Source organism: Paramicrobacterium agarici (assembly GCF_002563955.1).
Classification (GTDB): domain Bacteria; phylum Actinomycetota; class Actinomycetes; order Actinomycetales; family Microbacteriaceae; genus Paramicrobacterium; species Paramicrobacterium agarici.
In genome coordinates, this window is record NZ_PDJE01000001.1 from 1,430,817 (window position 1) to 1,453,802 (window position 22,986).

Sequence of the window (22,986 nt, forward strand, 5' to 3'; positions counted from 1 at the left end):
CCGCCTCGCAGGAATGCGGGGATATGCTCGTGCCCGACCGGGTTCGTGGTCTCCCGGGGAGTGGAGAGCAGTCATGGCCGAGTTCAACGTGCGGTGGGCACGGACGGCCGACGTTCCCATGATCGAGAAGCTCATTGAGCCGCTCGTGCAGGAGCGCATTCTGCTCGGCAAAGACCGCGTTGTCTTCTATGAGGCCGTTCAGGAGTTCCGCATCGCAGAGACACACGACGGCGAGGTCATCGGCTGCGGCGCGCTGCACGTGATGTGGGAAGACCTGGGAGAGGTTCGCACTCTCGCGGTCGCACAGCCGTGGCTGAGCAAGGGCGTCGGGCATGCGCTTCTCGACAGCCTGCAGAACGATGCGCGAGAGCTCGGGCTCAAGAAGCTGTTCTGTCTGACGTTTGAGGTCGACTTCTTCACACGACATGGCTATGCGCCGATTGGCGAGGACATCGTGGACCCCGAGGTCTACGCCGAGCTGGTCCGCTCGACAGACGAGGGCGTCGCGGAGTTTCTCGATCTCGCTCGCGTCAAGCCCAATACGCTCGGCAATACCCGGATGCTGCGCATTCTCTGACGCGAACCGGCGGCGTGGCGCAGGGCCGCGTTGCGCCACGCCCGCGTGACTCGCGGAGCACCCTCCACCCGGTGATGATCGATTCACCTGTTCGGGGCGTGTGCTGCTCATCTGAGCATCACGTATGCGCGCTCGTGCGCATATTTCTGACTTCGACCGCAATGTCGGTGCTGGGCCGTAGCTTGTAGTCAGTTGTTTACCAGCTTGCTGTGAAACGGAAATCCTCGCCTCTTAGCGTGGCACTGGCGCCGCGCGAGAGACGTGGATGACGAGGCGCATTGGCGCGCCCGAATGAGGGTGCGCGACGACACTGTGGCGAGGAGAGCCTTCTGTGACAACCCCGACCGCGCGGCGACGCGCGACTCTGACAGCATCCGCCCTTCTGGGGCTTGCCTGCGCTCCCTTGGCCGCGCTCCCCGCGGCCGCAGCGCCCGACGCGACCGGGGTGGTGATCAACGAGGCGTATCTCTCGGGCGGCAGTGGCGGAGCCGTGTATGAGCACAAGTTCGTCGAGCTCTATAACCCGACGGATGCTGCCATCTCGCTCGACGGCATGACCGTGCAGTACCGCTCGGCCGGCGGCGATGGCGACACGAGCGGCATCGTTGAGCTGGCCGGCGAGATTGGTGCCGGAGGCTACTACCTGGTCTCGGGCGGCAGCAATGGCGACGCCGGCGACAGTCTCGAAGATGTCAACGTGCAGGCGGACGGCTCGCTCAACCCGAGCGGAACAAACGGCACGCTGCTGCTCGTCGACGGCACAGAGACCATCGCGCCGGCTCCGGGCGACGTCGCAGGTGCTGCGGGAATCATCGACGCTCTCGGCTACGGCGCATCGAACACGTTCGAGGGTGAAGCCGCCGAGGGGCCAGACGGCACGAAGGACGTTCGCTCGGTCTCGCGCACCGACGGCATCGACACCGACAACAACAAGAACGACTTCACCCTGACCGAGGCCATTACGCCGCAGGGCACCGGCGACATCACGGTGGGCGTTGACGATGAGGAAGAAGAGCCGCCCGGGCCCGTCGGGCCGGGCGAGAAGCTCACGATCGCCGAGATTCAGGGCGAGGGCTGGAGCACCGAGTACGAGGACAGCACCGTCACAACAACGGGAGTCGTGACAGCCGCGTATCCGGACGGTGGGCTCAGCGGCTTCTACCTGCAGACGGCCGGCACCGGCGGCGACGTTGCCGACCACACCGCGAGCGATGGCATCTTCGTCTACGCGGACGAGATTCCGGTGACCGTCGAGGTCGGCGACGCGGTGACCGTGAACGGCATTGCCGACGAGTACTTCGGACTCACGCAGATTCGCGTCACGAGCGAGAGCGACATCACCATCGACGAGAACGCGGATGCTGTCGCGCCCACTCCCGCGGCGATTGCGTTTCCCGACACGGACGCCGAGCGCGAGCTCTTCGAGGGCATGCTCGTGGCGCCGCAGGGTGACTACACAGTGACCGAGGTGTACGAGGCGAACCGTTACGGCGAGATCGCGCTTGCAGCATCCGATTCACCCCTCGTGAACCCGACGGTGAAGGGACTGCCCGGTACCGATGCCTACACCGCTGAGGTGGAGCGCGCCGAAGCCGAGGCCGTGACGCTCGATGACGGGTCCTCGGTCGACTACACGAATCCCGCGAACTCCGACACTCCGCTGCCGTACCTGTCGCTCACGGCTCCCGTGCGGGTCGGCGCCGCCGTCACGTTCAGCAATCCCGTCGTTCTCGACTACCGGTTCAGCGCGTGGAAGTTTCAGCCGACGCACCGCGTGACAGGGGACACCGAGCAGCCGGCGACATTCGAGAACACGCGTGAGGCTGCGCCGGAAGACGTCGGCGGCGACCTCAAACTCGGCACATTCAACGTGCTCAACTACTTCGCGACGACGGGCGACGAGCGCCCAGGCTGCACGTCGTTCTACACGGATCGTGACGGCAACCCCATCACGGTGCGCGACTCGAGCCCCGAGGGATGCCAGGTGCGCGGCGCGGCGAACGACGAGAACCTCGAGAGGCAGCAGGCAAAGATCGTCGCGGCGATCAACGCGCTCGACGCCGATATCGTGTCGCTCGAAGAGATCGAGAACTCGCTCGCGACCGGCCACGATGACCGCGACTATGCGCTGAGCGTGCTCGTCGACGCGCTCAACGACGCGGCAGGTTCCGACGTGTGGGCATTCGTGCCGTCGCCGGCCGAACTGCCCGAGAACGAAGACGTCATTCGAACGGCGTTCATCTACCAGCCCGCCGCGGTCGAGCTCGTGGGCGAGGCGGAGATCTTGATCGGTTCCCCCGCCTTCGAGAACGCTCGCGAACCCGACGCTCAGGCGTTCAAGCCCGTGGGCGGCGACGCGGATAGCGTGTTCGTCGTCGTCTCGAACCACTTCAAGTCGAAGGGCAGCGCCGATGAGTGCGCCAACGACTCTGCTGATGACAATTGCGACAACGGCGACGGTATCGGCGGGTTCAACGGCGACCGCACACGGCAGGCGGAAGCGCTTATCGACTTCGCCGACGCCTTCGCAGAGGGCCACGACACCGACAAGGTCTTCCTCGTCGGCGACTTCAACTCGTATGCGGCTGAAGACCCGATCACCACGATCACGAGCGCGGGGTACGTCGACCAGGGCGCGAAGACGGGCGAGTACACCTACAACTACGGAGGTGCGGTCGGCTCGCTCGACTACATCTTCGCTTCGCCCGCTGCAGATGCGACGGTGACGGGGCAGGACATCTGGAACATCAACTCGGTCGAGTCGGTGGCTCTGGAGTACTCGCGCTACAACTACAACGTCACGGACTTTTATGCTCCGGACGTCTACCGTGCGAGTGACCACGACCCCATGCTCGTCGGAATCGAAACGGGGACTGAGGGCTCTGACGGCGATGACCAGGGAGAAGACGGTGACGACCAAGGTGAAGACAACCAGGATGCTGGCGCGCCAACCCCTGTCGACGATGCTGATCTGACGGCCGATCTCGAGAGTGACCTCGGTCTGCCCGACACGCTCGTGCGCGGGCAGAACTACTCCGTGACGCCGCCGGACGCGTCGACTGGGCCGTTCGCGGTGTGGCTGCACTCGGAGCCCGTGCTGCTGAGCGACGGATACGTCGAGGTGTCGAGCAACGGAACGGTGTCGGTGATTGTGCCCGACGACGCGCCGCTCGGTGAGCACCGCGTTGCGGTCGTCACGGAGTCGGGCGAGGTCGTCGGATGGCAGGCGGTCACGGTGACAGAAGCGGGAGCGACAGCATCCGGTGCTCTGCCGTGGACCGGAAGCGAAGCATTGCCCGTGCTGGTCGTCGCCCTGCTGCTCATGGCACTCGGCGGAGTGGTGCTTGTCGCACGCCGTCGTCGATCCAACTGACACGTTCATGGCGGGCACGCCCGCCATGACCATGCCCCGCGCGGGCGCAACCCCCAAGAAACCAGGAGAGAAATGCTGTCACATACACGCCGAACGAGGCGTCTGACCGCGATAGGCGCGTTAGCGGGGCTGGCTCTCGCCCCGCTGACCGCTATTTCGGCCAGCGCCGCGGAAGATGGCCCGACCACGATCAACCTCATCAACATCAACGACTTTCACGGTCGCATCGACGACAACACCGTGTCCTTTGCAGGCACGATCGAGAAGCTGCGTGCAAAAGCGGTGAACCCGATCTTCTTGTCTGCTGGCGACAACATCGGCGCTTCCGTTTACGCGTCGAGCGTGCAGAACGACGAGCCGACGATCGACGTGCTGAATGACCTCGACCTGGCGGCATCCGCCGTCGGAAATCACGAGTTCGACAAGGGACTCGACGACCTCTTAGATCGAGCGAATGATCCCGAGAGCTTTCCCTACCTTGGTGCGAACGTCTACGACGACGCGGGTGAACCGGTTCTCGACGAGTATGCTCTCGTGCCAATCGAAGGCACGGACATTACCGTCGGCGTGATCGGCGCCGTGACGCAAGAGGTTCCCTCGCTCGTGTCGAAGAGCGGCATCGAAGGCCTGACCTTCGGTGATCCTGTCGATGCCGTGAATCGGGTTGCCGGGGAGCTGACTGATGGCGACGAGTCGAACGGCGAGGCCGACGTGATCGTGGCCGAGTACCACGAGGGGGCCTCTGACGGCGCGAGCCTCGATGCGCAGCTTAAGGCAGGCGGAGCCTTCGCGAAGATCGTGACAGAGACGTCGGCAGAGGTCGACGCGATCTTCACCGGTCACACGCACAAGCAGTACGCCTGGGAGTACGAGGGCCGTGCCATCGTGCAGACCGGCAGTTACGGCGAGAACATCGGGCAGATCACCCTTAGCGTCGCCGCGGACGGAACGGTCACCACTGAGGCGTTCGGCAACACCGCGCGGCTCTCAGCGGGGGAAGACCCGACGGACGAGCAGAAGCAAGCGCACGACCAGGATCTAATCGACACGTATCCTCGTGTCGCCGCCGTCAACGACACTACGCAGGCGGCGCTCGCATTCGCGAAAGAAGAGGGAAGCAAAGTCCTCGGCACGGCAACCGCCGACATCACCACCGCGTACTACGTGAACGATGAGGGTGAGACCGTGCGCGATGACCGCTCGAGCGAGTCGACCCTGGGCAATTTCGTCGCTGACGCCATGCTCGAGACGCTGAGTGACGAGTCGCTCGGTGGCGCCGAGATCGGGGTGGTCAATCCGGGCGGTCTTCGCGCCGAACTGTTCAAGGGAGAGATCACGGTTGCCGAGGCCAACTCGGTGCTGCCGTTCCTCAACAACCTGTGGACCACGACCCTCACCGGCGAGCAGGTAAAGATCATGCTTGAGCAGCAGTGGCAGCGGGCAGCCAGCCCCGACGCCGAGCAGCCGAGCCGTCCATACCTGCAGCTCGGACTCTCGAACAACGTGACGTACACGTACGACCCGGATGCTGAGATGGACAACCACATCACCTCAGTGACGGTGAACGGCGAGCCTCTCGACATGGATCGCGAGTACCGCATCGGTTCCTTCAGCTTCTTGCTCGACGGCGGAGACAACTTCCACGTCTTCACGGAGGGCACCAACACCAAGGATTCCGGTCTGATCGATCGCGATGCCTGGATGGAATACATCAAGACGAACTCACCCGTGTCGCCCAGCTATGACCGTCGTGCGGTTGCCGTCGAGGGCTTTCCGACCGAGCCCGTTGAAGCGGGAACCTCGTTCGAGCTCGGCCTCTCGAAGCTCAACCTGACGTCGCTCAACGTGCCCCAAGAGACCGGTCTGACGATCGCGCTTGATGGTGAGCAGATCGGAACCGCCGAGGTCGTCGACGGCGCCGCGAACGCGCGCATCACCATTCCCGCCGACGTCGAGGGCGACCACACCCTGACGCTCACGGGCGACGAGAACGGCACAGTCGTGACGTTTCCTGTGACCGTTGTTCCGGGCGATGGCGGAACCGACGAGCCCGGCACCGAGAAGCCGAGCGAGGAGCCAGCTCCCGTCGACGACAGTGACATTCCGGATGCTGCCGAGGGCGGCATTTCCACCGTCGACGAGGCGCAGGCCGGCGACACCATCACGATCGACGTCGGTGCCGACCGCGCAGGTGAATGGGTGTCGGTGTGGCTCTACTCAGAGCCGATCCAGCTGTCGGACGGCTGGGTGCAGGTCAGCGCCGATGGCACTGTCGAGGTGACCATTCCGAGCGACGTTCCCGCCGGAGAACACCGCATCGTCGTGCTCGACGCCAGCGGTGACGTGATCGGCTGGCAGGACATTACGATCGCGGCGGCGGTAGGCGCTGGAGGAGGAACCACGGCGTCGGGCGATCTGCCACGTACCGGTGCCGAGGCTTCCGAGCTTCTGCCTTTCGCGCTGATCGCTCTCGGATTGATGGCCCTTGGAGGTGCGGCGTTTGGCGTGAGCAGGTATCGCGCTCGAAAGGTCGGTGACCGCTCGTAACAGCCAGCACAGCCACGGCGGCGCGCGAAGGGAACCCGATCCTTCGCGCGCCGTCGCGCACGGACCGGCCGAAAGGCTCATCTGCGCGCGCGTGGCGCGACAGCATCCGCGAATAACACGCCTAGCATGAGGGCATGTCGACGAATCAGGGTCCACGCGGTCGTCTGCCCCGCAGCGTCTACATTAAACGGCGCCTCTGGGTGCTCGCCGGGCTGATCGCTGTCATCGCAATCATCGTTCTGCTGATCTGGCGTCCCGGCTCTTCGTCGGGCGCCGAGAAACCGAAGCAGAACGCAGCTCAATCAGAAACGTCGACACCGGCGCCCACAACCTCGGCGGCCGAGAAGGAGGCGTCGGACGAACCTGTCGCGTGCACGAAAGACAACGTCGAGGTCGTCGCGAAGACCGACAAGACGACGTATGCCTCGGGGGAACTGCCGAAACTGTCGCTGACCATCACGAACACGGGCGATGCTGCATGCACGATCGACGCGGGCACGTCGCAGCAGGTGTTCACGATCACGAGCGGCGACGACACGTATTGGACGTCGACAGACTGCCAGGTGGAGCCGACGAATGCCGAAACCACAATCAAGCCGGGAAAGTCGCTGACCTCTGAGCCTGCAATCGAGTGGGACCGAACGCGAAGCAACCCCGACACATGCGATTCCGACGAGCGCGAGCCCGTTCCCGCCGACGGCGCCTCGTACCACTTGACGACATCTATCGCGGGTATCGAATCGAAAGACACAGCGCAGTTCGCACTCTACTGACACGCGCCCGCCGCGGATTCTGACCTGACAGACTGGAACCATGGCCAAGCCCAAGAAGAAGAAACCGCAGCCCGAGTTTCGCTCTGACGTGCTCGCCGATGCCCTTGAGAAGCAGGACATGGCGGCTGTCGCCTTCGCGCTGCGCAACGATCGCATGGTCGTGCCGCTGATGAAGCCGGGCCAGCGCGACAAGCCGACGGATGCTGGTGAAGTGTGGACGTTCCGGCAGCCCGAGACAGGAAAACTCGCTCTTCTGCTGTTCTCAGACGCCAAGAACAAGCCGGAGACGCTTCCGCCGTTCGTCGGTCTGCAAGACGGCCTCTGGCTGCACACCTTTTTGCGCACCCACGGGGAGTCGATTGAGACCGTCTTCTTTGACATCGCCGGGCCGCACCCGCTTCAGGCTGCTCCTGACGAGATCATGAAGGTGCTTGACCTCGAGATCGAGTGACGTCAGAACGCCGTATCGATCTCTCGATCGCGTGGAGAACCCCCGGATCGCTTTGCAAGAGCGAGGGCATTCTGAATACCGCCCGCCTGCGAGTCGAGAAGGTTTGAGTAGCCGAGGCGCGTCGCCTCTGAGCGCCGCTGCTTCGCCGCGACGACCGGGCGGATCTCACCGGCCAGACTGATCTCACCGAACGCGGCAAGGGAGTGCGAGACGGGCCAGTCTCCGCGTGCAGAGGCGATTGCGACGGCGATCGCGAGGTCGGCGGAGGGCTCGGTGAGGCGCACGCCTCCGACGGTCGAGACATAGACATCGCAGTCTGACACCGAGACGCCGGCACGCTTCTCGAGGACCGCGAGCAGCATGGAGACGCGACTGGAATCGACGCCGCTCGTGACGCGGCGGGCGTTCGGCGCAGACGACGATACGACGAGCGCCTGAATCTCGACGGGAAGAGCACGACGCCCCTCCATCGCGACGGTCACACAGGTGCCCGATACCGGAGCGCCGCGACTGAGGAAGAGGCGCGAGGGGTCGGGTACCTCGGCGATGCCGGAGCCCGTCATCTCGAAGCATCCGACCTCGTCTGTCGGGCCGAATCTGTTCTTGAGGGCGCGGATAAAGCGCAAGGCCGTCTGCCGGTCGCCCTCGAACTGGCATACGACGTCTACGAGATGCTCGAGCAGTCGCGGGCCAGCGATCGTGCCGTCTTTGGTGACGTGCCCGACGAGCAGCAGCGGCAGCGAACGCTCCTTGGCAACACGAATGAGCGCTGCAGCGACCTCGCGAACCTGGCTCGGCTGGCCTGGAAGCCCGTCGACGGTGCTGCTGGCCACCGTCTGCACGGAGTCGACGATGAGCAGGTCGGGGTCGACCGATTCGATCTGCCCCAGAACCGTGGAAAGGTCGGTCTCTGCCGCGAGAAATAGATTCTCGTGGAGCGCACCGGTGCGCTCGGCACGCAGGCGAACCTGGCTCACGGACTCTTCGGCGCTCACGTAGAGCACGCGTGACTTTGCTCGAGCGGTGCGCGCTGCCACCTCGAGCAGCAGCGTCGATTTGCCGACCCCCGGCTCGCCAGACACCAGAATCGCCGCCCCCGGAACGAGTCCACCGCCAAGCACCCGATCGAACTCGGAGACTCCGCTCGGCCAGTGCGAGATCGACGACGCGGCGACGTGAGTGATGGGGCGCGCGCGACGCTCTGTCGTGACAGCCGCGGCTGAAACCCGCTTCTGGATTCCGCTCTGCTGGCCGGCTTCGACGACGGTGCCCCACTGCTGGCACTCGCCGCAGCGCCCCACCCATTTCGCTGTCTGCCAGCCGCACTCCGTGCACGCGTACGCCGATACGGTCTTTGCCATGAGACCGAGGCTACCGCGTGGGTCTGACATCGCCGACAGCATCCGCACGATACCCGTCTTGACGGCCGCCGAACAGGGGACATGGGAATCCTTGACACCCCGATCGGGGACAGGTAGAGGTGGGTTATGGAGGCATTCGAGAAGTGGGAATCTGAGATTCGCGGCTACAGCCGCACGTATCCGACGGTCTTTGCTTCGGCATCGAACGCGCGGCAGGTCGACGAGGCTGGTCGCAGCTACGTTGACTTCTTCGGGGGCGCAGGCGTCCTCAATTTCGGCCATAACAACCAGCGCATGAAGCGCGCGATGATCGAGTTTCTCGAGGCAGATGGCATCGCCCACAGCCTCGACATGGCCACGACCACGAAGCGCGACTTCATGGAGCGGTTCGCGAGCACGATTCTCGAGCCGCGCGGCATGAACCACAAGATGCAGTTCATGGGTCCGACGGGATCGAATGCGGTGGAGGCTGCGCTGAAGCTCGCCCGCCGTGTGACGGGGCGGCGAAACATCGTGGCCTTCTCGCACGGGTTCCACGGCATGACCCTCGGCTCGCTCGCGTGCACGGCGAACGACTTCTTTCGTCAGGCGGCCGGTGTGCCTCTCGACTACGTGGAGCGCGAGCCCTTCGACACGGCGCCGGGCGGAGGCCTTCAGGCGATCGATGACTACCGCGCTCAGCTCGACGATCCATCAAGCGGACGCGTTGCACCGGCAGCGTTCATCGTCGAGGTGATTCAGGCGGAGGGCGGCGTCAACGTTGCGAGCGCGGAATGGCTGCAAGCCGTGCAGCAGCTCGCCCGCGACGTCGGCGCACTGTTCATCGTCGACGACATCCAGGTCGGATGCGGTCGAACCGGCAGCTACTTCGGCTTCGACGGACTGGGGCTCGACCCCGACATCGTCTGCCTGGCGAAGGGCATCGGCGGCTACGGGACGCCACTCGCGATGAACCTCGTCAAGCCCGAGCACGACGCACGCTGGGCACCGGGCGAGCACACGGGAACGTTCCGGGGACAGGGGCTGTCGTTCGTCGCCGGGACCGTCGCGCTCGGATACTTCGACGACGACGAGCTCATGAACGACGTTGCACGCAAGGGCGGGCAGATGCGTTCGGCGCTGCAGGGCCTCGCCGACGAGCTGCCCGACAGCGGGTTCGACGTTCGCGGTCGTGGCATGATCCAGGCGCTCGACGTCGGCGATGGGGCGATCGCGAAGAACGCTGTCGCCCACTGCTTCGAGAACGGCATGCTCATCGGCGCCTGCGGCAGCGGCGGGCGCGTTCTGAAGCTCATTCCGCCGCTCACCATTCCGGACGATGACTTGCAGGAGGGTCTCGACACGCTCGCGAGCGCGGTTCGAGCATCCGTCTGAATCTTCACGACCCAACAACTGAACATCGAGAACTGCACCCGATACGAACCAGACATGAGGTGGTCTGACTAACAGAAGGAGCCTGACATGAGGCAGCGCGATGACATGACGTTCCCCTTTGACGAATACGAGCGCCGCCTCAGCGAGCTGCGCGCTCGCGTGGCGGAGCGGCTTCTCGATGCGGTGGTCATTAGTGACCCCGAGAATCTGATGTACCTGACGGACTATCAGACGACGGGGTATTCGTTCTTCCAAGCGCTCGTTGTGCCGATCGACGGTGAGCCGTTCATGATCACGCGCAGCATGGAGGAGTCGAACGTGCACGCGCGCACCTGGGTCGAGCTGACCCGGCCGTATCCCGACACAGGCGATGCCATTCAGAGCCTCGTGCAGGCGCTGCGCGAGTTCGGACTGCACACGAAAGACGTGGGCTACGAGCGAAACAGCTACTATTTTCCCGCGTACCACCAGGACTACATTCACTCCGCGATCACGGAGGGGCGGCTGCTCGACTGCTTCGGCATCGTCGAAGAGGGCCGCATCACCAAGTCAGACGCCGAGATCGAGATCATGCGCAAGGCGGCGCACGCGACCGAGGTGGGCATGAAGGCGGGAATGGATGCTGTCGCGCCCGGCGTCTCCGAGAACGACATCGCCGCTGAGATCAGCTCGGCGATGTTCCGCGCGGGCGGCGAGTTTCCAGCCGTCATGCCGTACGTCACCTCGGGTCCACGCAGCATGATCGGCCACGCCACGTGGGAGGGGCGCGTCGTTCAGCCGGGCGAGCACGTCTTTCTCGAGATCGGTGGATGCTTCCGCCGCTATCACACGGCAATGATGCGCACGATCGTGCTGGGCGACCTGTCGAAGTCGATGTTTCGCGCGCAAGAGCGCATGAAGCTCGCGCTCGCCGAGGTGAAGGCGGCGATTCGCCCGGGACTCACGGTGTCGGACGCCGACAACATCGTGCGCAGCATCATCACAGACAACGCCGTCGGAGGGCGCCTCGTCACACGCTCGGGCTACTCCATAGGAATTGCGTTCCCGCCGAGCTGGGACGAAGGCTACATCGCCAGCCTCAACCAGGGTGACCCCACCGTGCTGCGGGAGGGCATGACTTTCCACATCATTCCGTGGATGTGGGGAGTTGATGGTGACAAGACGGTCGGTATCTCTGACACGATCCGGGTGACGGATCGTGGATGCGAGTCGTTCTACACGCTCGACGAAGACTTCGTCGTCAAGCCAGATGAGGTCGCTGTCGCTCCAGACGAGACGGAGGCCGAGCCCGGCGAACCGGCGCCGGCGCCGACGCCCATTCGGCCCGGCGTGGCTTGAGAGGAGAAGACATGCTTGTAGCAATCGACCCGCGAACGGGGCGTTCGATCCGAGAGGTGCAGACGGCGGATGCTGACGAGGTCGACGCTGCCCTCACCGCGGCAGCCGACGCGCAGCCCGCGTGGAATGACCTCGGATTCGAGGGCCGCGGCCGGGTGCTGCGCGCCGTCGCGGCGTACCTGCGTGAGAACGTCGACGAGCTGGCGCCGCTTATGACCGACGAGATGGGCAAGCCCATGAAGGAGGCGCTCGGCGAGGTCGAGAAGGCGGCATGGTGCGCCGAGCACTACGCTGACAACGCCGAAGACTATCTCGCGCCTCAAACCCTCGAGTCCGACGCGACGCACAGTTATGTTCAGCACCTTCCGCTGGGCACGGTTCTCGGCATCCTCCCGTGGAATGCCCCGTTCTGGCTCGCGCTGCGATTTGCTGCGCCTGCGCTCATGGCGGGCAACACGTGCATCATGAAGCCTGACCCGCACGTGCCCGGCTGCGCCCAGGCGATCGACGAGGTCTTCGCGCGGGCCGGTGCCCCGGTTGGCGTCTTCCTGAGCCTTCTCATCGAGACTCCCGACGTGGCCGATGTCATTCGCGATCCGCGCATTCAGGCCGTCTCGTTCACGGGCTCAGACAAGGGCGGTTCCGCGGTCGCGAGCATCGCGGCGAGTGAGATCAAGCCCGCGGTGCTCGAGCTGGGCGGGTCCGACCCGAGCATTGTGCTGGCCGATGCAGATCTCGATGCCGCAGCCGACACGATTACATTGTCGCGCATCATCAACGCGGGGCAGTCGTGCATTGCTGCGAAGCGCATCATCATCGAGGATGCTGTCTACGACGAGTTCGTTGAGAAGCTGCGCGAGCGCCTCGCCAAGCTGACCGTCGGTGATCCGCGTGAGATGAGCACAGACGTCGGGCCGATCGCGCGCGACGATCTGCGGCAGAATCTGCACCGCCAGGTCACCGAAACTGTCGCCGCCGGCGCGCGCTGTCTGCTCGGAGGGGAACTGCCCGAGGGCGACGGCTTCTTCTATCCCGTAACGCTTCTTGCTGACGTCACGAACGAGATGGTCGCGGGGTGTGAAGAGACGTTCGGCCCGATCATGGTCACCATGAAGGCGTCGGATTCTGAGCACGCGCTCGCACTCGCGAATGACACCGAGTACGGGCTCGCCGCGAGCGTCTGGACGACGAGGGAGCGCGGTGAAGAGCTGGCGGCGCGCATTCAGGCGGGGCAGGTCTCGGTCAATGGCATCGTGAAGACGGATCCGCGGTTGCCGAGTGGTGGCATTAAGCGCTCTGGCTACGGCCGGGAGCTGGGTCCGCACGGCATCCATGAGTTCGTGAATGCGCAGCAAGTCTGGGTCGGGCCTAAGCAGGGGTGACGGTCAGGATGCTGTTGAGGTCATCGCTCGATTAACGCTGTCGGGTGAGAATCCTCTACACTTGTGCGCGGTGACGTGTCCGAGCGGCCGAAGGTGCGACTCTCGAAAAGTCGTGTGGAGTAACCCTCCACCGTGGGTTCAAATCCCACCGTCACCGCCAAATGAAGCCCCCCGGAGATCTGCAGAAACACGCGGAACTTCGGGGGTTTTTATTCCTGGAGGCGATGGCTCCGCGACTTGACTTTGGCTCTGAGCAAGACTGAACGCAGAGCGCTCAGAACGATCGTTAAAGCCCTCCAAGCAGCTTGGTCTTCGCGTTCGCGAACTCTTCGTCCGAGAGAATTCCCTCTTTATGAAGATCAGCCAATTCGCGGAGCCGCTCGGCCAAGGTTGGAGTTGCTGTCACCTGCGTAGCTTCTGCCCTCGTAGCGACCGGCGTCTCGGTTTCTATCGCCTGTTCCAGCATCTTGCTGCCGTCGCCATCAGCTAGGACGGAAAGCCCGGCGGTTTCGAGGGCAATACCGACCTCGTTGTGCCCCTTATTGGCTCTAGATATGAACCCGTTGCTGCTCTCATTGGTAAGTGTATGAATAGCTGCGTCGGTAGCGATCGTCAGGTAGGCTCGGCGACCTTCTGCGTTCGCCAAATGCGCAACGCCAGCAACGGCAATGCCTGGAACGCTCGCCTTCATCAATCCCTTACCTCCTTTGATAAGGGTCGTCATCGCCGAGCCGACAGCACCTTCCAACGCGGAGTTTGCGTTCGCGGACTTCTCTTCTGAAGGTTGCACGTACTTGATTGACCTCAGCTTCTCGTACGGCGTCTTCCGCTTGATCTCAGAGGGAGCCGTAGCGTTCCGGTCGCCAACGGCAACGCGAACGTATCCGCCTTCGTATACCTCGATGGTCGACGTTCCGAAGACCCCACTTGTTACGAGCGCACCAGCTGATTGTGCAGATTCGGAGTGCTTACGTTCCAGTTCTGCTTTCGTCGTCCGTCTCGCCGCTTGCTTGTCCCCAGCGACCTTTTTGAGCTTGGAGAATACGCCTTCCGGGTTCGGGATCGCATCAGTTTGACGTTCGACGCCACGATTCGGTTCTTGAACCATGTCTGTCCACGCAGAGCCGTCCCAATACCGGGAGTCGCCATTCGTGTCCGGGTACCAGCCTGCTGGAGCCTGCGCATTCATGAGTTCATATTGGCACGGTCTCATCATTCGCAGGCACTTTCGCTGCGGGACAGAGCAGAAGTGACCAGAACTGGGGATGTGTGGTGAACGAGGCGGTTCGAAGAGTCGGTGTGATCACAAGACAACGACGAGAGCTGCGCAGTGTGCTCAGGCGATCGAGCGCAGGGTGCCTGTTAGATACTGCGGAGCAGCTCCACGAACTCGTCGGCCATCGCGAGTTGGCGCGCGAGCTTGTCACGGCGCTCGACAGCATCCTCTATGTAAGTGTTTAAGAGGTCTCTCACCGTCGGATCGGGGTTCTTCGCCTCACGTGCATCGACGATCTCGAGGAGCTCCGCCATCTGCTCAAGGCTGAATCCCAGCGGCTTCATCCTCCTGATGACGAGGAGCCGCGCAAGATCATCTTCGGAGTACAGCCGGAACCCGCCCTCAGAACGTCCTGACGCTCTGAGCAGCCCGATCTCGTCGTAGTGGCGGAGCGTTCGCAGCGACAGCTCACTGCGTTCAGCGAGTTCTCCGATGTGCATCATGGTCTCGGTCACATATGAACTCTACCCTCACGTTAGGGTAGAGTCTTTGCAGGAAGCTGGGAACCGCTGTTCCCCTTCACCTCGTCATCTCTGTTCTCGCACTCGTTCGCGAGACCGGCGCACCGTGGCGCCTCAAAGCCCTTCCGACAGTCCTCTCAAGGAGTCCCCATGGCGATCGCGCCCTCATCCATCGATGCCAACCGGTATCGCCCCGAACCGACCGTGCTTCAGGCGTTGCGCAGCCCGAAGCTTCTGACGCGAGAGGTGCTCGCCGGTCTCGTGGTCGGACTCGCTCTGATTCCCGAAGCAATCTCGTTCTCGATCATCGCCGGCGTCGACCCGCGCGTCGGCCTGTTCTCGTCGTTCATCATGGCCGTCACGATCGCCTTCGTCGGGGGACGACCGGCCATGATCTCGGCAGCCACCGGCGCCGTCGCCCTCGTGATCGCTCCGGTGTCGCGCGAGTACGGGTTCGACTACTTCATCGCCACGGTGATTTTGGCCGGAATCTTTCAGATCGTGCTCGGCGTACTGGGCGTTACCAAGCTCATGCGATTTATTCCGCGCAGTGTGATGATCGGATTCGTCAACTCGCTCGCGATCCTGATCTTCATGGCTCAGCTGCCGCATCTCATCGGAGTGCCGTGGCTCGTGTACCCGCTCGTCGCCGTGGGCATTCTCATCATGGTGTTCATGCCGAAGCTCACGAAGGTGGTGCCCGCACCGCTCGTGGCCATTGTGCTCATCACGGCCGTGACGCTCGTGATGGCCCTCAACGTGCCGAACGTCGGAGACGAGGGCGAACTGCCCAAGAGCCTCCCCGAGCTGTTCATTCCGAACGTTCCTCTCACGTGGGAGACGTTCACGATCATCGCGCCGTTCTCGCTCGCGATGGCGGTGGTCGGGCTGCTGGAGTCTCTCATGACGGCGAAGTTCGTCGACGAGATCACCGACACGCATTCACGCAAGACTCGTGAAGCACTCGGGCAGGGCACCGCGAACGTGCTCTCGGGACTGTTCGGCGGAATGGGCGGCTGCGCGATGATCGGGCAGACCATGATCAACGTCAAGGCTTCCGGTGCTCGCACACGCATTTCGACGTTCCTCGCGGGTACCTTCCTGCTGATCCTCGTCGTCGTGCTCGGCGACATCGTCGGGCTGATCCCCATGGCGGCACTCGTCGCCGTGATGATCATGGTGTCGGTGGGAACATTCGACTGGCACAGCATCCGACCCGCCACTCTCAAGCGGATGCCGCTAGGTGAAACTCTCGTGATGCTGGCAACGGTCGCCGTCGTCGTCGCAACGAGCAACCTCGCGATCGGCGTCGTGCTCGGAGTGATCGTTGCAGCGCTGGTATTCGCCCGCCGCGTCGCACACTTCGCCACGGTAGAGCGCAGCATCGACGATGCCGCAAGAGTTCCGACGGCGAATTACCGTGTGAACGGCGAGCTGTTCTTCGCCTCGAGCAACGACCTCACGACGCAGTTCGAGTATGCCGATGACCCTGACCGGGTGGTCATCGATATGTCGGGATCGCACATCTGGGATGCCTCGACCGTCGCTGCTCTTGATTCCATCACGACGAAGTACGAACGCCACGGCAAGCGCGTCGTGATCGAGGGTCTCAACGAGGCAAGCTCGCGCATGCACCAGCGCCTGGCAGGCAAGCTCGGCGGCGGGCACTGAGCGCTGAACGCCCACGTGGTCGAGGCTCCACGCAGGCCCACCCCTCGAATGCGGGGTTGACGAAAGCTCATGTTCTCGGGGAGCGTGGACTCGTGATGAGTTTCCCCCTTCTTGTCACGCAGACGCGTTGCTGAGTTCAGCCGTGGATGCGCTGGCGGAGGTCATGCGACTTCACATCCCGATTCACAGCATCTCTGCAATCGCAGAGCCGTGTCTCCTCCCGCGTCGGCCCGACGCGGGAGGAGACACGGTTTCATCGCGCGCTCAGCGCTTTGCTCACCCAGCGCGCGTAAGCATGCCACGGATCGCCGGCAGCCGAGAGTGCCGCGGCGTGCTCGAGGATCACAGTGTCGGCGCGAAACCACTCGCCACCCTCGCGCAGGTGAGCGAACTGCATGTGACGCCGCCGCTCGACGTCCCGTCCACCGGGCTCGAACGCGAGAAGCTCGTTGTGCCACAGCGCTCTGAGGCGCTGGCGAGGCTTGTGTGACGTGCCGATCTTCACGCGGTCGGCATAGCGAATGTAATAGACGACGTCAACGCGGGGGAGCGGAAGCTCAGGGTCGGGAACGTCGCCAACTCGCCATGAGCAGATGCCGCAATGCCATCCGTTCGACCGGCGCACGCCGACCGCCGATCCACACAGCAGGCACGGACCCGGCATGGCGCCCTGTACGCTGTTTCCCTCTGTCGCCACGAGATCAGACTAACCGGCACCGCTGACAGGGAAGCGCCGGGTGGTCTCGGGCAGGATGCGCAACGAGTAGTCAGCCGTGCCGCAGATGCGAGAGGACAAGTCCGATCGGGATGCTGACGACGATGACGATCAGCACAAAACGGAACGTCCACAGAGGCCAGGTCGCACGCGTTCGTGTTCCCGTGCGCACGGCGAGCGCGAACACGACGAGCGTGAGAACGAGGATGGCGCCGCCCACGTCGACGACCCACGGAGTCTCGACCAGGGTTCCGCCGAGTACGGCGAGGCTTCCCAGCATCCACCCGCTGATCTCAATGGCGGCCGTGCGCCCCGTGACGCGCTCGGTCAGGAGCGACTGCGTGACACCGAAGAAGATCAGCGCGACGCCTACGATGAGCACGATGTATGCGGAAGCCCACGAGCCGTGCTCGAGATTCAGGGGCGAGGTGACCGCGGCGATGAGGCCGCCGACGATGATCGCGATCGTGCCGACCCAGAGAAACGGAATGCTGCTGCGGCGAATGGCGAGGATGCTGTCGCCCGACGCATCCCTCGGCTCGCGACGGTCGCCGCCGCCGGAACTGCTCATTCTGCCGTGGCGCGGCGCACGAACTTGATGCGCCAGCGTTCGGGCCCCTCGTCGAGGTACGTGATCTCGAAAGCTTCGGGATGCTTGCGCTCCAACTGCGCGAGAAGCGGGAATGGGTTGTGCGTGGCCGAGATGATCATGCCGGCGTGCGGCGCGAGGCTCTCGAGGGCGCCGAAGATCGCCGCGTGCCGCACGGCGTGGGGAATCGTCTGAACGTCGAGCTCCGGAAGCGCCTCATCAGCTTCCCCGCACGCGCAGGAGTGGCCGTGAGAATCCGCGGAGTTGAGAGAGATGGGCTGCTTCATACTCTCGAACGTAGCACCGAGACCGCAGGGCTAGGGTCGTGCGACGGTTACTCGCCCGCCCGGCCGCTCATATCAGCATCCGTCATCGTCATCGTCTCTGGACCAGGCGATCGCTATCAGCTCGCGCAGCACCGCCTCATCAATGTCGTCGAGCGTCTTGACATAGACGCAGCCGGCGCCCTCCGTGTACGTTCCGAGCTTCGGCAGCAGCGCGGCTCCTGCGGGGAGGTCCTTCAGGCCGTAGAGCGACAGTGACGCTTTGCGGGGCGAGAACCCCACCTTGGGCCAGTCGCCGTGGGTGCGCGCGTTGGCAGGGGAGACGTAGTGGAAGCTGCCGTACCCGACGATCGACGGGCCCCACAGAACGGGCTCAACGCCCGTGACGTCGCGCATAATCTCGTCGAGGCGGTGGCCGTCGGTTCGACGGCGTGCCGGCGTCGCACTGTCGATGAAATCGGTGACGGATGCGTCGGTGGGGCGGGTCTTCTGCTCAGACATGCTTCAGCATAACTCCCGGCCTCATAGACTGGCGCAGTGACTGACGCTTCTCCTGACTTCGAGACCGACGCTGCTCGTGATTCCGTGACGGATGCCCGACCGCCGCTCGGCCTGCTTCTTGACGTGGATGGCCCGATCGCCAGCCCCGAGACCCGCTCCATCGCGGTTCCGAGCATTGCGCCCGACCTCGCCGCGTTGGCGAACGCGGGCGTTCCCATCGCGTTCAACACCGGCCGTTCCGACGCGTTCCTGCGTGAGCAGGTGGTGCCGCCGCTTCTCGAGGCCGGGCTGTCACGCGACGCCCTCGTCTGGGGTGTGTGTGAGAAGGGTGCTGTCTGGATGCAGATCACCGCGGACGGCGCGGGTGACGTCACGGTCGACGAAGAGCTGGCGATGCCCGACGTCGTCGCGCGCGACGTCGATGACCTCGTCAAGCGTGAGTACTCCGACCTGGTGTTCTTCGACGACACGAAGCGCGCAATGGTCTCGGTTGAGCAGAATACGAACATCTCGAACGAGAGCTACCTCGAACGGCAGGGAGAGTTCGACGAGAAGGTCGCTGAGATTCTGACGCGCCACTGGCTCGGATTCGAGCGCGAGGGCGAGAAGACGCCGGATACTTCCGGCAGCATCCGCTATCGCATCGACCCCACCATCATCTCGACGGACATCGAGTCGATTCGCGTGGGCAAAGATCTGGGCGCAGAACTCGTGATGAAATTTTTGACGGATGCTGGTGTGGCGGTGCCGCGGCGGTGGCGCACGCTTGGCGACTCACGCACCGACTACGCGATGGCGGACTGGCTGCACGAGCGAGGCTTTGACGTCGTACATGTTGACGTGAGGCCGAACGACGGAGTGCTTGACAAGCCCTACCCCGTCAGGCACCACGACTCGCTCATTCACGACGAGGCGGGTGCCGAATATCTCGCGCGCTGGGTGCAGATGGTTCACGGCGAGGCATCGGACGACGCCGACGTCTGAAGCACGCCGCGCATCGTGCGCATCGTGACAACGCGAATGCATGCGTCCGCGCATCGGAAACGGATACGCACTCGCTGCCAGGCTGTCGCCCGCGACGATCCTGGCGCAGCACGCGCGAGGAGCGTAGAGTGGCGGCCAGCTGCAGAGTGAGGTATGACCATGAGCGTCCTCCGATCCGGTGAGCTGCTGATTCCATCGAGCGATGCTCACATCTGTGCCGAGGCATTCGGGCGGCCAGAAGACCCGGCGATTCTGCTCATCGGCGGGGCGGCGTCATCGATGGACTCCTGGGACGACGACTTCTGCGATCGCCTGGCCGCGGCCCAGCGATATGTGGTCCGCTATGACTTGCGCGATACGGGCCGCTCGACGCATTCCCCGGCGGGAAAACCTGGCTACTCCGGCTCGGATCTCGCCTCAGATGTGCTTGCCGTGCTTGACGGATTCGATGTGCGCGCAGCGTGTCTGTTCGGAGTGTCGATGGGCGGCGCCATCGCGCAGGTCGTCGCGGCGGAGCATCCCGAACGGGTCTCCAGTCTGGTGCTGCAATCGACCACGCCGGCCCTTGCTCGCGGCGATGACGCGCTGCCGCTTCCGCCGATGGACTCGAGCCTTGGCGAGTATTTCGCGTCTGAGGACCAGCCAGATTGGTCCAACAGGGATGCCGCGATCGAGGCGCTGGTGAACGGGGAGCGTCCTTTCGCAGGCAGCGCGTATCGTGACGATGAACGGCAGCGGCGCATTGCGGCACGATCGTACGATCGCACCGCCGATATGGCCGCGATGCAGACGAACCACTGGCTTGTGGGCGGTGACGCGGTCTCCGAGAAGAAAATGACCGACATCGTCGCTCCCACGCTCGTGTTTCATGGCACAGCGGATCCGTTGTTTCCGTACGGGCACGGCGAGGCGCTGGCCGAGGAGATTCAGGGAGCGAAGCTCGTGCCGCTGCCGGGTATGGGGCACCAATTTGCGCCCGAGGCGCTCTGGGACCTCGTCATCGCTGAGGTCGTTGCGCACACCGCAGGTTGAGGGTGGGCCTCGTGCACTATCGGTCGCCGGCAGTGCCGAGCAGTGTGCTGACGAAGACGCTCGCGGCGGCGTCGCCGTCGACGGTCAGCGCGACATCACTGCGCACGGTCGGCGTCATGAGATCGTGCTCCTCGGCCTCGCCCCCGCGCAGTCGTCTGTCGACGACCGTCTGACCCCGGCAGAACCCGTGCGACAGCTCAACGTCGACAGGCCACGTTTCGACGCCGAACAGCTCGGGTGCGACGAGGAACACAGCGGCACCCGCGTCACCGAGCTTCGCGCCCGAGGCGATATCGGCGGGAAGGTCGGCAAGCGTGAGCTGGTAGTCGAGGAGCTCGGCCGCAAGGCGCGTGCGTCGGCACGCAGCATCCCGAAGCTCTCTGATCTGGCCCTCAGACGCGACCACCCGGTTGAAGACATCGAGCGGATACAGAGTCGTCTGCACATCAGACGAGAGAACGATCTGCGCTGCTTCGGGGTCGTGCCAGACGTTGAACTCGGCCACAGCGCTTGCGTTGCCGATACCTGCGGTGCCGCCCATCACGACGATGCGCTCGAGTTGTGCCGCGACCTTCGGGTAGAGGCGCAGAAACAGGGCGATGTTCGTCATGGGCGCGAGACTCAGCAGCGTGACCGGGTGGGCGCTTGCCTCGATCTCGCGGCGTAGGAGCTCGACGGCGTGAACCGGCTCTGCCGTACGTTGAGACGCATCGAGCAGCAGATTTCCGACGCCGTTAGCGCCGTGATAGCTGCCCGCGTCGCGCGCCTGCTCGATGAGAGGGCGGTCGGCGCCGGCAGCAACGGGGGCTTCGCTGCCGGCAGCCGCGAGCACGTCAAGAGTGTTCTGCGTGACCTGGCTGAGGCTTGCGTTGCCCGCCACGCACGTCACGGCGCGAAGGTCGATATCGGGATGTGCGGCGAGAAACAGCAGGGCGAGGGCATCGTCCACGCCGGTATCGACGTCGGCGATCACGGAAATGGGCATAGCCTCTATTCTTGTTCATGCATTCGCACGACGGCCTCATTCCCGAGAGCGCACGCGGGCTGTCGTGCTGATCAGAGCCAACGCGATGACAGCGATGCCGTAGGCAAGCGACGTGAACGACACGGACGAGATCGAGGCGAGAAAGCCCGCCGCCACCGTCGGCACCCCGAACGACAGATAAGACGTGACGTAAATCGCCGCAAAGAGGCCGGCGCGGGTATGTGGTTCTGCCTTGGGGGCTAGAGAGCCGATGACGCCCGAGAAACTCGCTCCGAACCCGATTCCGGTGATGATCACGGAGAGCACGTACCCGGCAACGGTGTCTGCCGCGAGAGCGACGAGTGCCATTGTGGTTCCGATGGCAAGAGACACCGTTCCGGTGAGGGCAACGGAACGCGCCGACCTGCGTCGAAGCAACAGCACTGCGGCGGCACCGGCCGCGGGGAGGATCGCCACGATCGCCCCCTGGAGCAGAGGGCTGTCGCTGTGCAGGCGTTCGAGGATGATGCTCGGGCCGAGTGAGAAGAAGAGCCCTCCCGTCGCCCACGTCGCCATGAGGGCCGGCGCGCTGATGAGGAACAGCCGACGGGCCTTCAGCGGCACCGTCACACGCGGGATGAGCGATCGGAGTGCGCCCGGGGTGCGACTCGTGAACTCGGGAACGCGCCAGACCATGACGGCGATTACTGCGTAGAGCACCGCAAGTGCCGCGAACGTGATCGGAAGACCAGGAACGAGGAAGGCGCACGCGATTCCACCGGCAAGTGCACCGATGGCGAGCCCGGTGCCAGGCATGATCGAGTTGAGCAATGAGCCGCGTTGCGGGCGATCGGCCGCGGTCGCGTCCAGGAGAAGAGCGGACAGGGCCGGGGTGAGTAGCCCGCTCGCGGCTCCCTGGAGGGCACGCGCGGCGAAGAGCATGGGCGCTGAATCGACGAATGCGACCATCAGCATACTCACCGCGAGAAGGCTGAACCCGATGCTGATCACCGGGCGGCGTCCGACGTGATCCGAGATCGCACCTGCCGTCACGAGCGCTGCGAGGAGCATGATCGCGTAGACAGCGAAGATCAGCGATACACCGAGGGCCGTGATGTCGAGCTCGTGCTCCAGCCCCGGGTAGAACGGAGTCAGGGCGCTCGCGGCCACGAGCAGCGCCGCGATCGAGCTGGCGGCGAAGACGAACGTCGTCCGTCGACGCGGCGAGGCCGCTGGAGCAACAGGAAGCGGTTTTGTCGTGGTCATGCGGTCTCCATTGGTTCCAAAAAAATCGAACCGTTGAAGCTTAAGCTTCTTCGACCCATAGTTCAAG

Annotated in this window: 20 protein-coding genes and 1 tRNA gene; 12 read left to right on the plus strand and 9 right to left on the minus strand. The window is 64.1% G+C overall.

The annotated features are described in order from the left end of the window. The first annotated feature begins 73 nt into the window (after window positions 1-73). The 5 genes from ATJ78_RS07020 (at window position 74) to ATJ78_RS07040 (ending at window position 7,721) form a co-directional block, all read left to right on the plus strand. On the plus strand, window positions 74-577 hold the full coding sequence (locus ATJ78_RS07020; protein WP_098406942.1) for an amino-acid N-acetyltransferase: 504 nt from the start codon (window positions 74-76) through the stop codon (window positions 575-577). A 331-nt stretch (window positions 578-908) separates the two neighbouring features. Further along, window positions 909-3,950, plus strand: a complete 3,042-nt coding sequence (locus ATJ78_RS07025; protein WP_098406943.1) for an ExeM/NucH family extracellular endonuclease — start codon at window positions 909-911, stop codon at window positions 3,948-3,950. 72 nt (window positions 3,951-4,022) lie between these two features. After that, window positions 4,023-6,497 (plus strand): bifunctional metallophosphatase/5'-nucleotidase, encoded by a 2,475-nt coding sequence (locus ATJ78_RS07030; RefSeq protein ID WP_098406944.1) that lies wholly within the window; start codon window positions 4,023-4,025, stop codon window positions 6,495-6,497. A 134-nt stretch (window positions 6,498-6,631) separates the two neighbouring features. Continuing rightward, entirely contained in the window at window positions 6,632-7,270 is a 639-nt protein-coding gene (locus ATJ78_RS07035) for a hypothetical protein (protein ID WP_098406945.1), read from the plus strand. Between the two features lie 40 nt (window positions 7,271-7,310). Then, window positions 7,311-7,721, plus strand: a complete 411-nt coding sequence (locus ATJ78_RS07040; protein ID WP_098406946.1) for an SseB family protein — start codon at window positions 7,311-7,313, stop codon at window positions 7,719-7,721. A gap of 2 nt (window positions 7,722-7,723) precedes the next feature. On the opposite strand, the gene radA is transcribed toward ATJ78_RS07040, so the two are convergent. Next, a complete protein-coding gene (radA, locus tag ATJ78_RS07045) occupies window positions 7,724-9,082 on the minus strand; it encodes a DNA repair protein RadA (protein WP_098406947.1) in 1,359 nt (452 codons plus the stop codon). Window positions 9,083-9,208: 126 nt separating this feature from the next. Between radA and ATJ78_RS07050 the strand changes: the two genes are divergently transcribed. From ATJ78_RS07050 to ATJ78_RS07065, 4 genes are all read left to right on the plus strand, one after another. Continuing rightward, window positions 9,209-10,456, plus strand: coding sequence for an aspartate aminotransferase family protein (locus tag ATJ78_RS07050; protein ID WP_098406948.1), 1,248 nt, complete (start codon window positions 9,209-9,211; stop codon window positions 10,454-10,456). Between the two features lie 87 nt (window positions 10,457-10,543). Then, window positions 10,544-11,794: an ectoine hydrolase gene (gene doeA / locus ATJ78_RS07055; protein ID WP_098406949.1), complete on the plus strand. Its 1,251-nt coding sequence runs from the start codon at window positions 10,544-10,546 to the stop codon at window positions 11,792-11,794. 11 nt (window positions 11,795-11,805) lie between these two features. Beyond that, on the plus strand, window positions 11,806-13,176 hold the full coding sequence (locus ATJ78_RS07060; RefSeq protein ID WP_098406950.1) for an NAD-dependent succinate-semialdehyde dehydrogenase: 1,371 nt from the start codon (window positions 11,806-11,808) through the stop codon (window positions 13,174-13,176). Between the two features lie 69 nt (window positions 13,177-13,245). Then, window positions 13,246-13,336 (plus strand) — tRNA-Ser (locus tag ATJ78_RS07065). A gap of 126 nt (window positions 13,337-13,462) precedes the next feature. Here the strand turns inward: ATJ78_RS07065 and ATJ78_RS07070 are convergent. Together ATJ78_RS07070 and ATJ78_RS07075 are read right to left on the minus strand one after the other, a co-directional pair. Continuing rightward, window positions 13,463-14,392 (minus strand): DUF2510 domain-containing protein, encoded by a 930-nt coding sequence (locus ATJ78_RS07070; RefSeq protein WP_098406951.1) that lies wholly within the window; start codon window positions 14,390-14,392, stop codon window positions 13,463-13,465. A 146-nt stretch (window positions 14,393-14,538) separates the two neighbouring features. Continuing rightward, entirely contained in the window at window positions 14,539-14,895 is a 357-nt protein-coding gene (locus ATJ78_RS07075) for a MerR family transcriptional regulator (RefSeq protein WP_098409260.1), read from the minus strand. 168 nt (window positions 14,896-15,063) lie between these two features. Between ATJ78_RS07075 and ATJ78_RS07080 the strand changes: the two genes are divergently transcribed. Beyond that, the gene (locus ATJ78_RS07080) at window positions 15,064-16,584 is read left to right on the plus strand and encodes a SulP family inorganic anion transporter (RefSeq protein ID WP_098406952.1); all 1,521 of its coding nucleotides are present in this window, start codon (window positions 15,064-15,066) and stop codon (window positions 16,582-16,584) included. Window positions 16,585-16,837: 253 nt separating this feature from the next. Here ATJ78_RS07080 and ATJ78_RS07085 read toward each other — a convergent pair whose 3' ends face one another. The 4 genes from ATJ78_RS07085 to ATJ78_RS07100 all read right to left on the minus strand — a co-directional run bounded on the left by ATJ78_RS07085 (window position 16,838) and on the right by ATJ78_RS07100 (window position 18,673). Continuing rightward, entirely contained in the window at window positions 16,838-17,281 is a 444-nt protein-coding gene (locus ATJ78_RS07085) for a GIY-YIG nuclease family protein (protein WP_245836239.1), read from the minus strand. A gap of 70 nt (window positions 17,282-17,351) precedes the next feature. Then, the gene (locus tag ATJ78_RS07090; protein ID WP_098406954.1) at window positions 17,352-17,870 is read right to left on the minus strand and encodes a hypothetical protein; all 519 of its coding nucleotides are present in this window, start codon (window positions 17,868-17,870) and stop codon (window positions 17,352-17,354) included. Beyond that, window positions 17,867-18,175: a DUF2249 domain-containing protein gene (locus tag ATJ78_RS07095; protein WP_098406955.1), complete on the minus strand. Its 309-nt coding sequence runs from the start codon at window positions 18,173-18,175 to the stop codon at window positions 17,867-17,869. The genes ATJ78_RS07090 and ATJ78_RS07095 overlap by 4 nt, the downstream gene beginning before the upstream one ends. A gap of 72 nt (window positions 18,176-18,247) precedes the next feature. Beyond that, window positions 18,248-18,673 carry a DUF1801 domain-containing protein gene (locus ATJ78_RS07100; RefSeq protein ID WP_098406956.1) on the minus strand — a complete coding sequence of 142 codons (426 nt, stop codon included), beginning with the start codon at window positions 18,671-18,673 and terminating at the stop codon, window positions 18,248-18,250. A gap of 36 nt (window positions 18,674-18,709) precedes the next feature. Here ATJ78_RS07100 and ATJ78_RS07105 point away from each other — a divergent pair, with 36 nt between their 5' ends. Further along, window positions 18,710-19,657 (plus strand): hypothetical protein, encoded by a 948-nt coding sequence (locus ATJ78_RS07105; RefSeq protein ID WP_245836240.1) that lies wholly within the window; start codon window positions 18,710-18,712, stop codon window positions 19,655-19,657. Window positions 19,658-19,816: 159 nt separating this feature from the next. Then, on the plus strand, window positions 19,817-20,689 hold the full coding sequence (locus tag ATJ78_RS07110; protein WP_098409262.1) for an alpha/beta fold hydrolase: 873 nt from the start codon (window positions 19,817-19,819) through the stop codon (window positions 20,687-20,689). 16 nt (window positions 20,690-20,705) lie between these two features. On the opposite strand, the gene ATJ78_RS07115 is transcribed toward ATJ78_RS07110, so the two are convergent. Together ATJ78_RS07115 and ATJ78_RS07120 are read right to left on the minus strand one after the other, a co-directional pair. Beyond that, window positions 20,706-21,674 (minus strand): nucleoside hydrolase, encoded by a 969-nt coding sequence (locus ATJ78_RS07115; protein ID WP_211288443.1) that lies wholly within the window; start codon window positions 21,672-21,674, stop codon window positions 20,706-20,708. Between the two features lie 36 nt (window positions 21,675-21,710). Next, complete coding sequence (locus ATJ78_RS07120) at window positions 21,711-22,919, minus strand: MFS transporter (protein WP_098406958.1); 1,209 nt, start codon at window positions 22,917-22,919, stop codon at window positions 21,711-21,713. Window positions 22,920-22,986 lie beyond the last annotated feature (67 nt).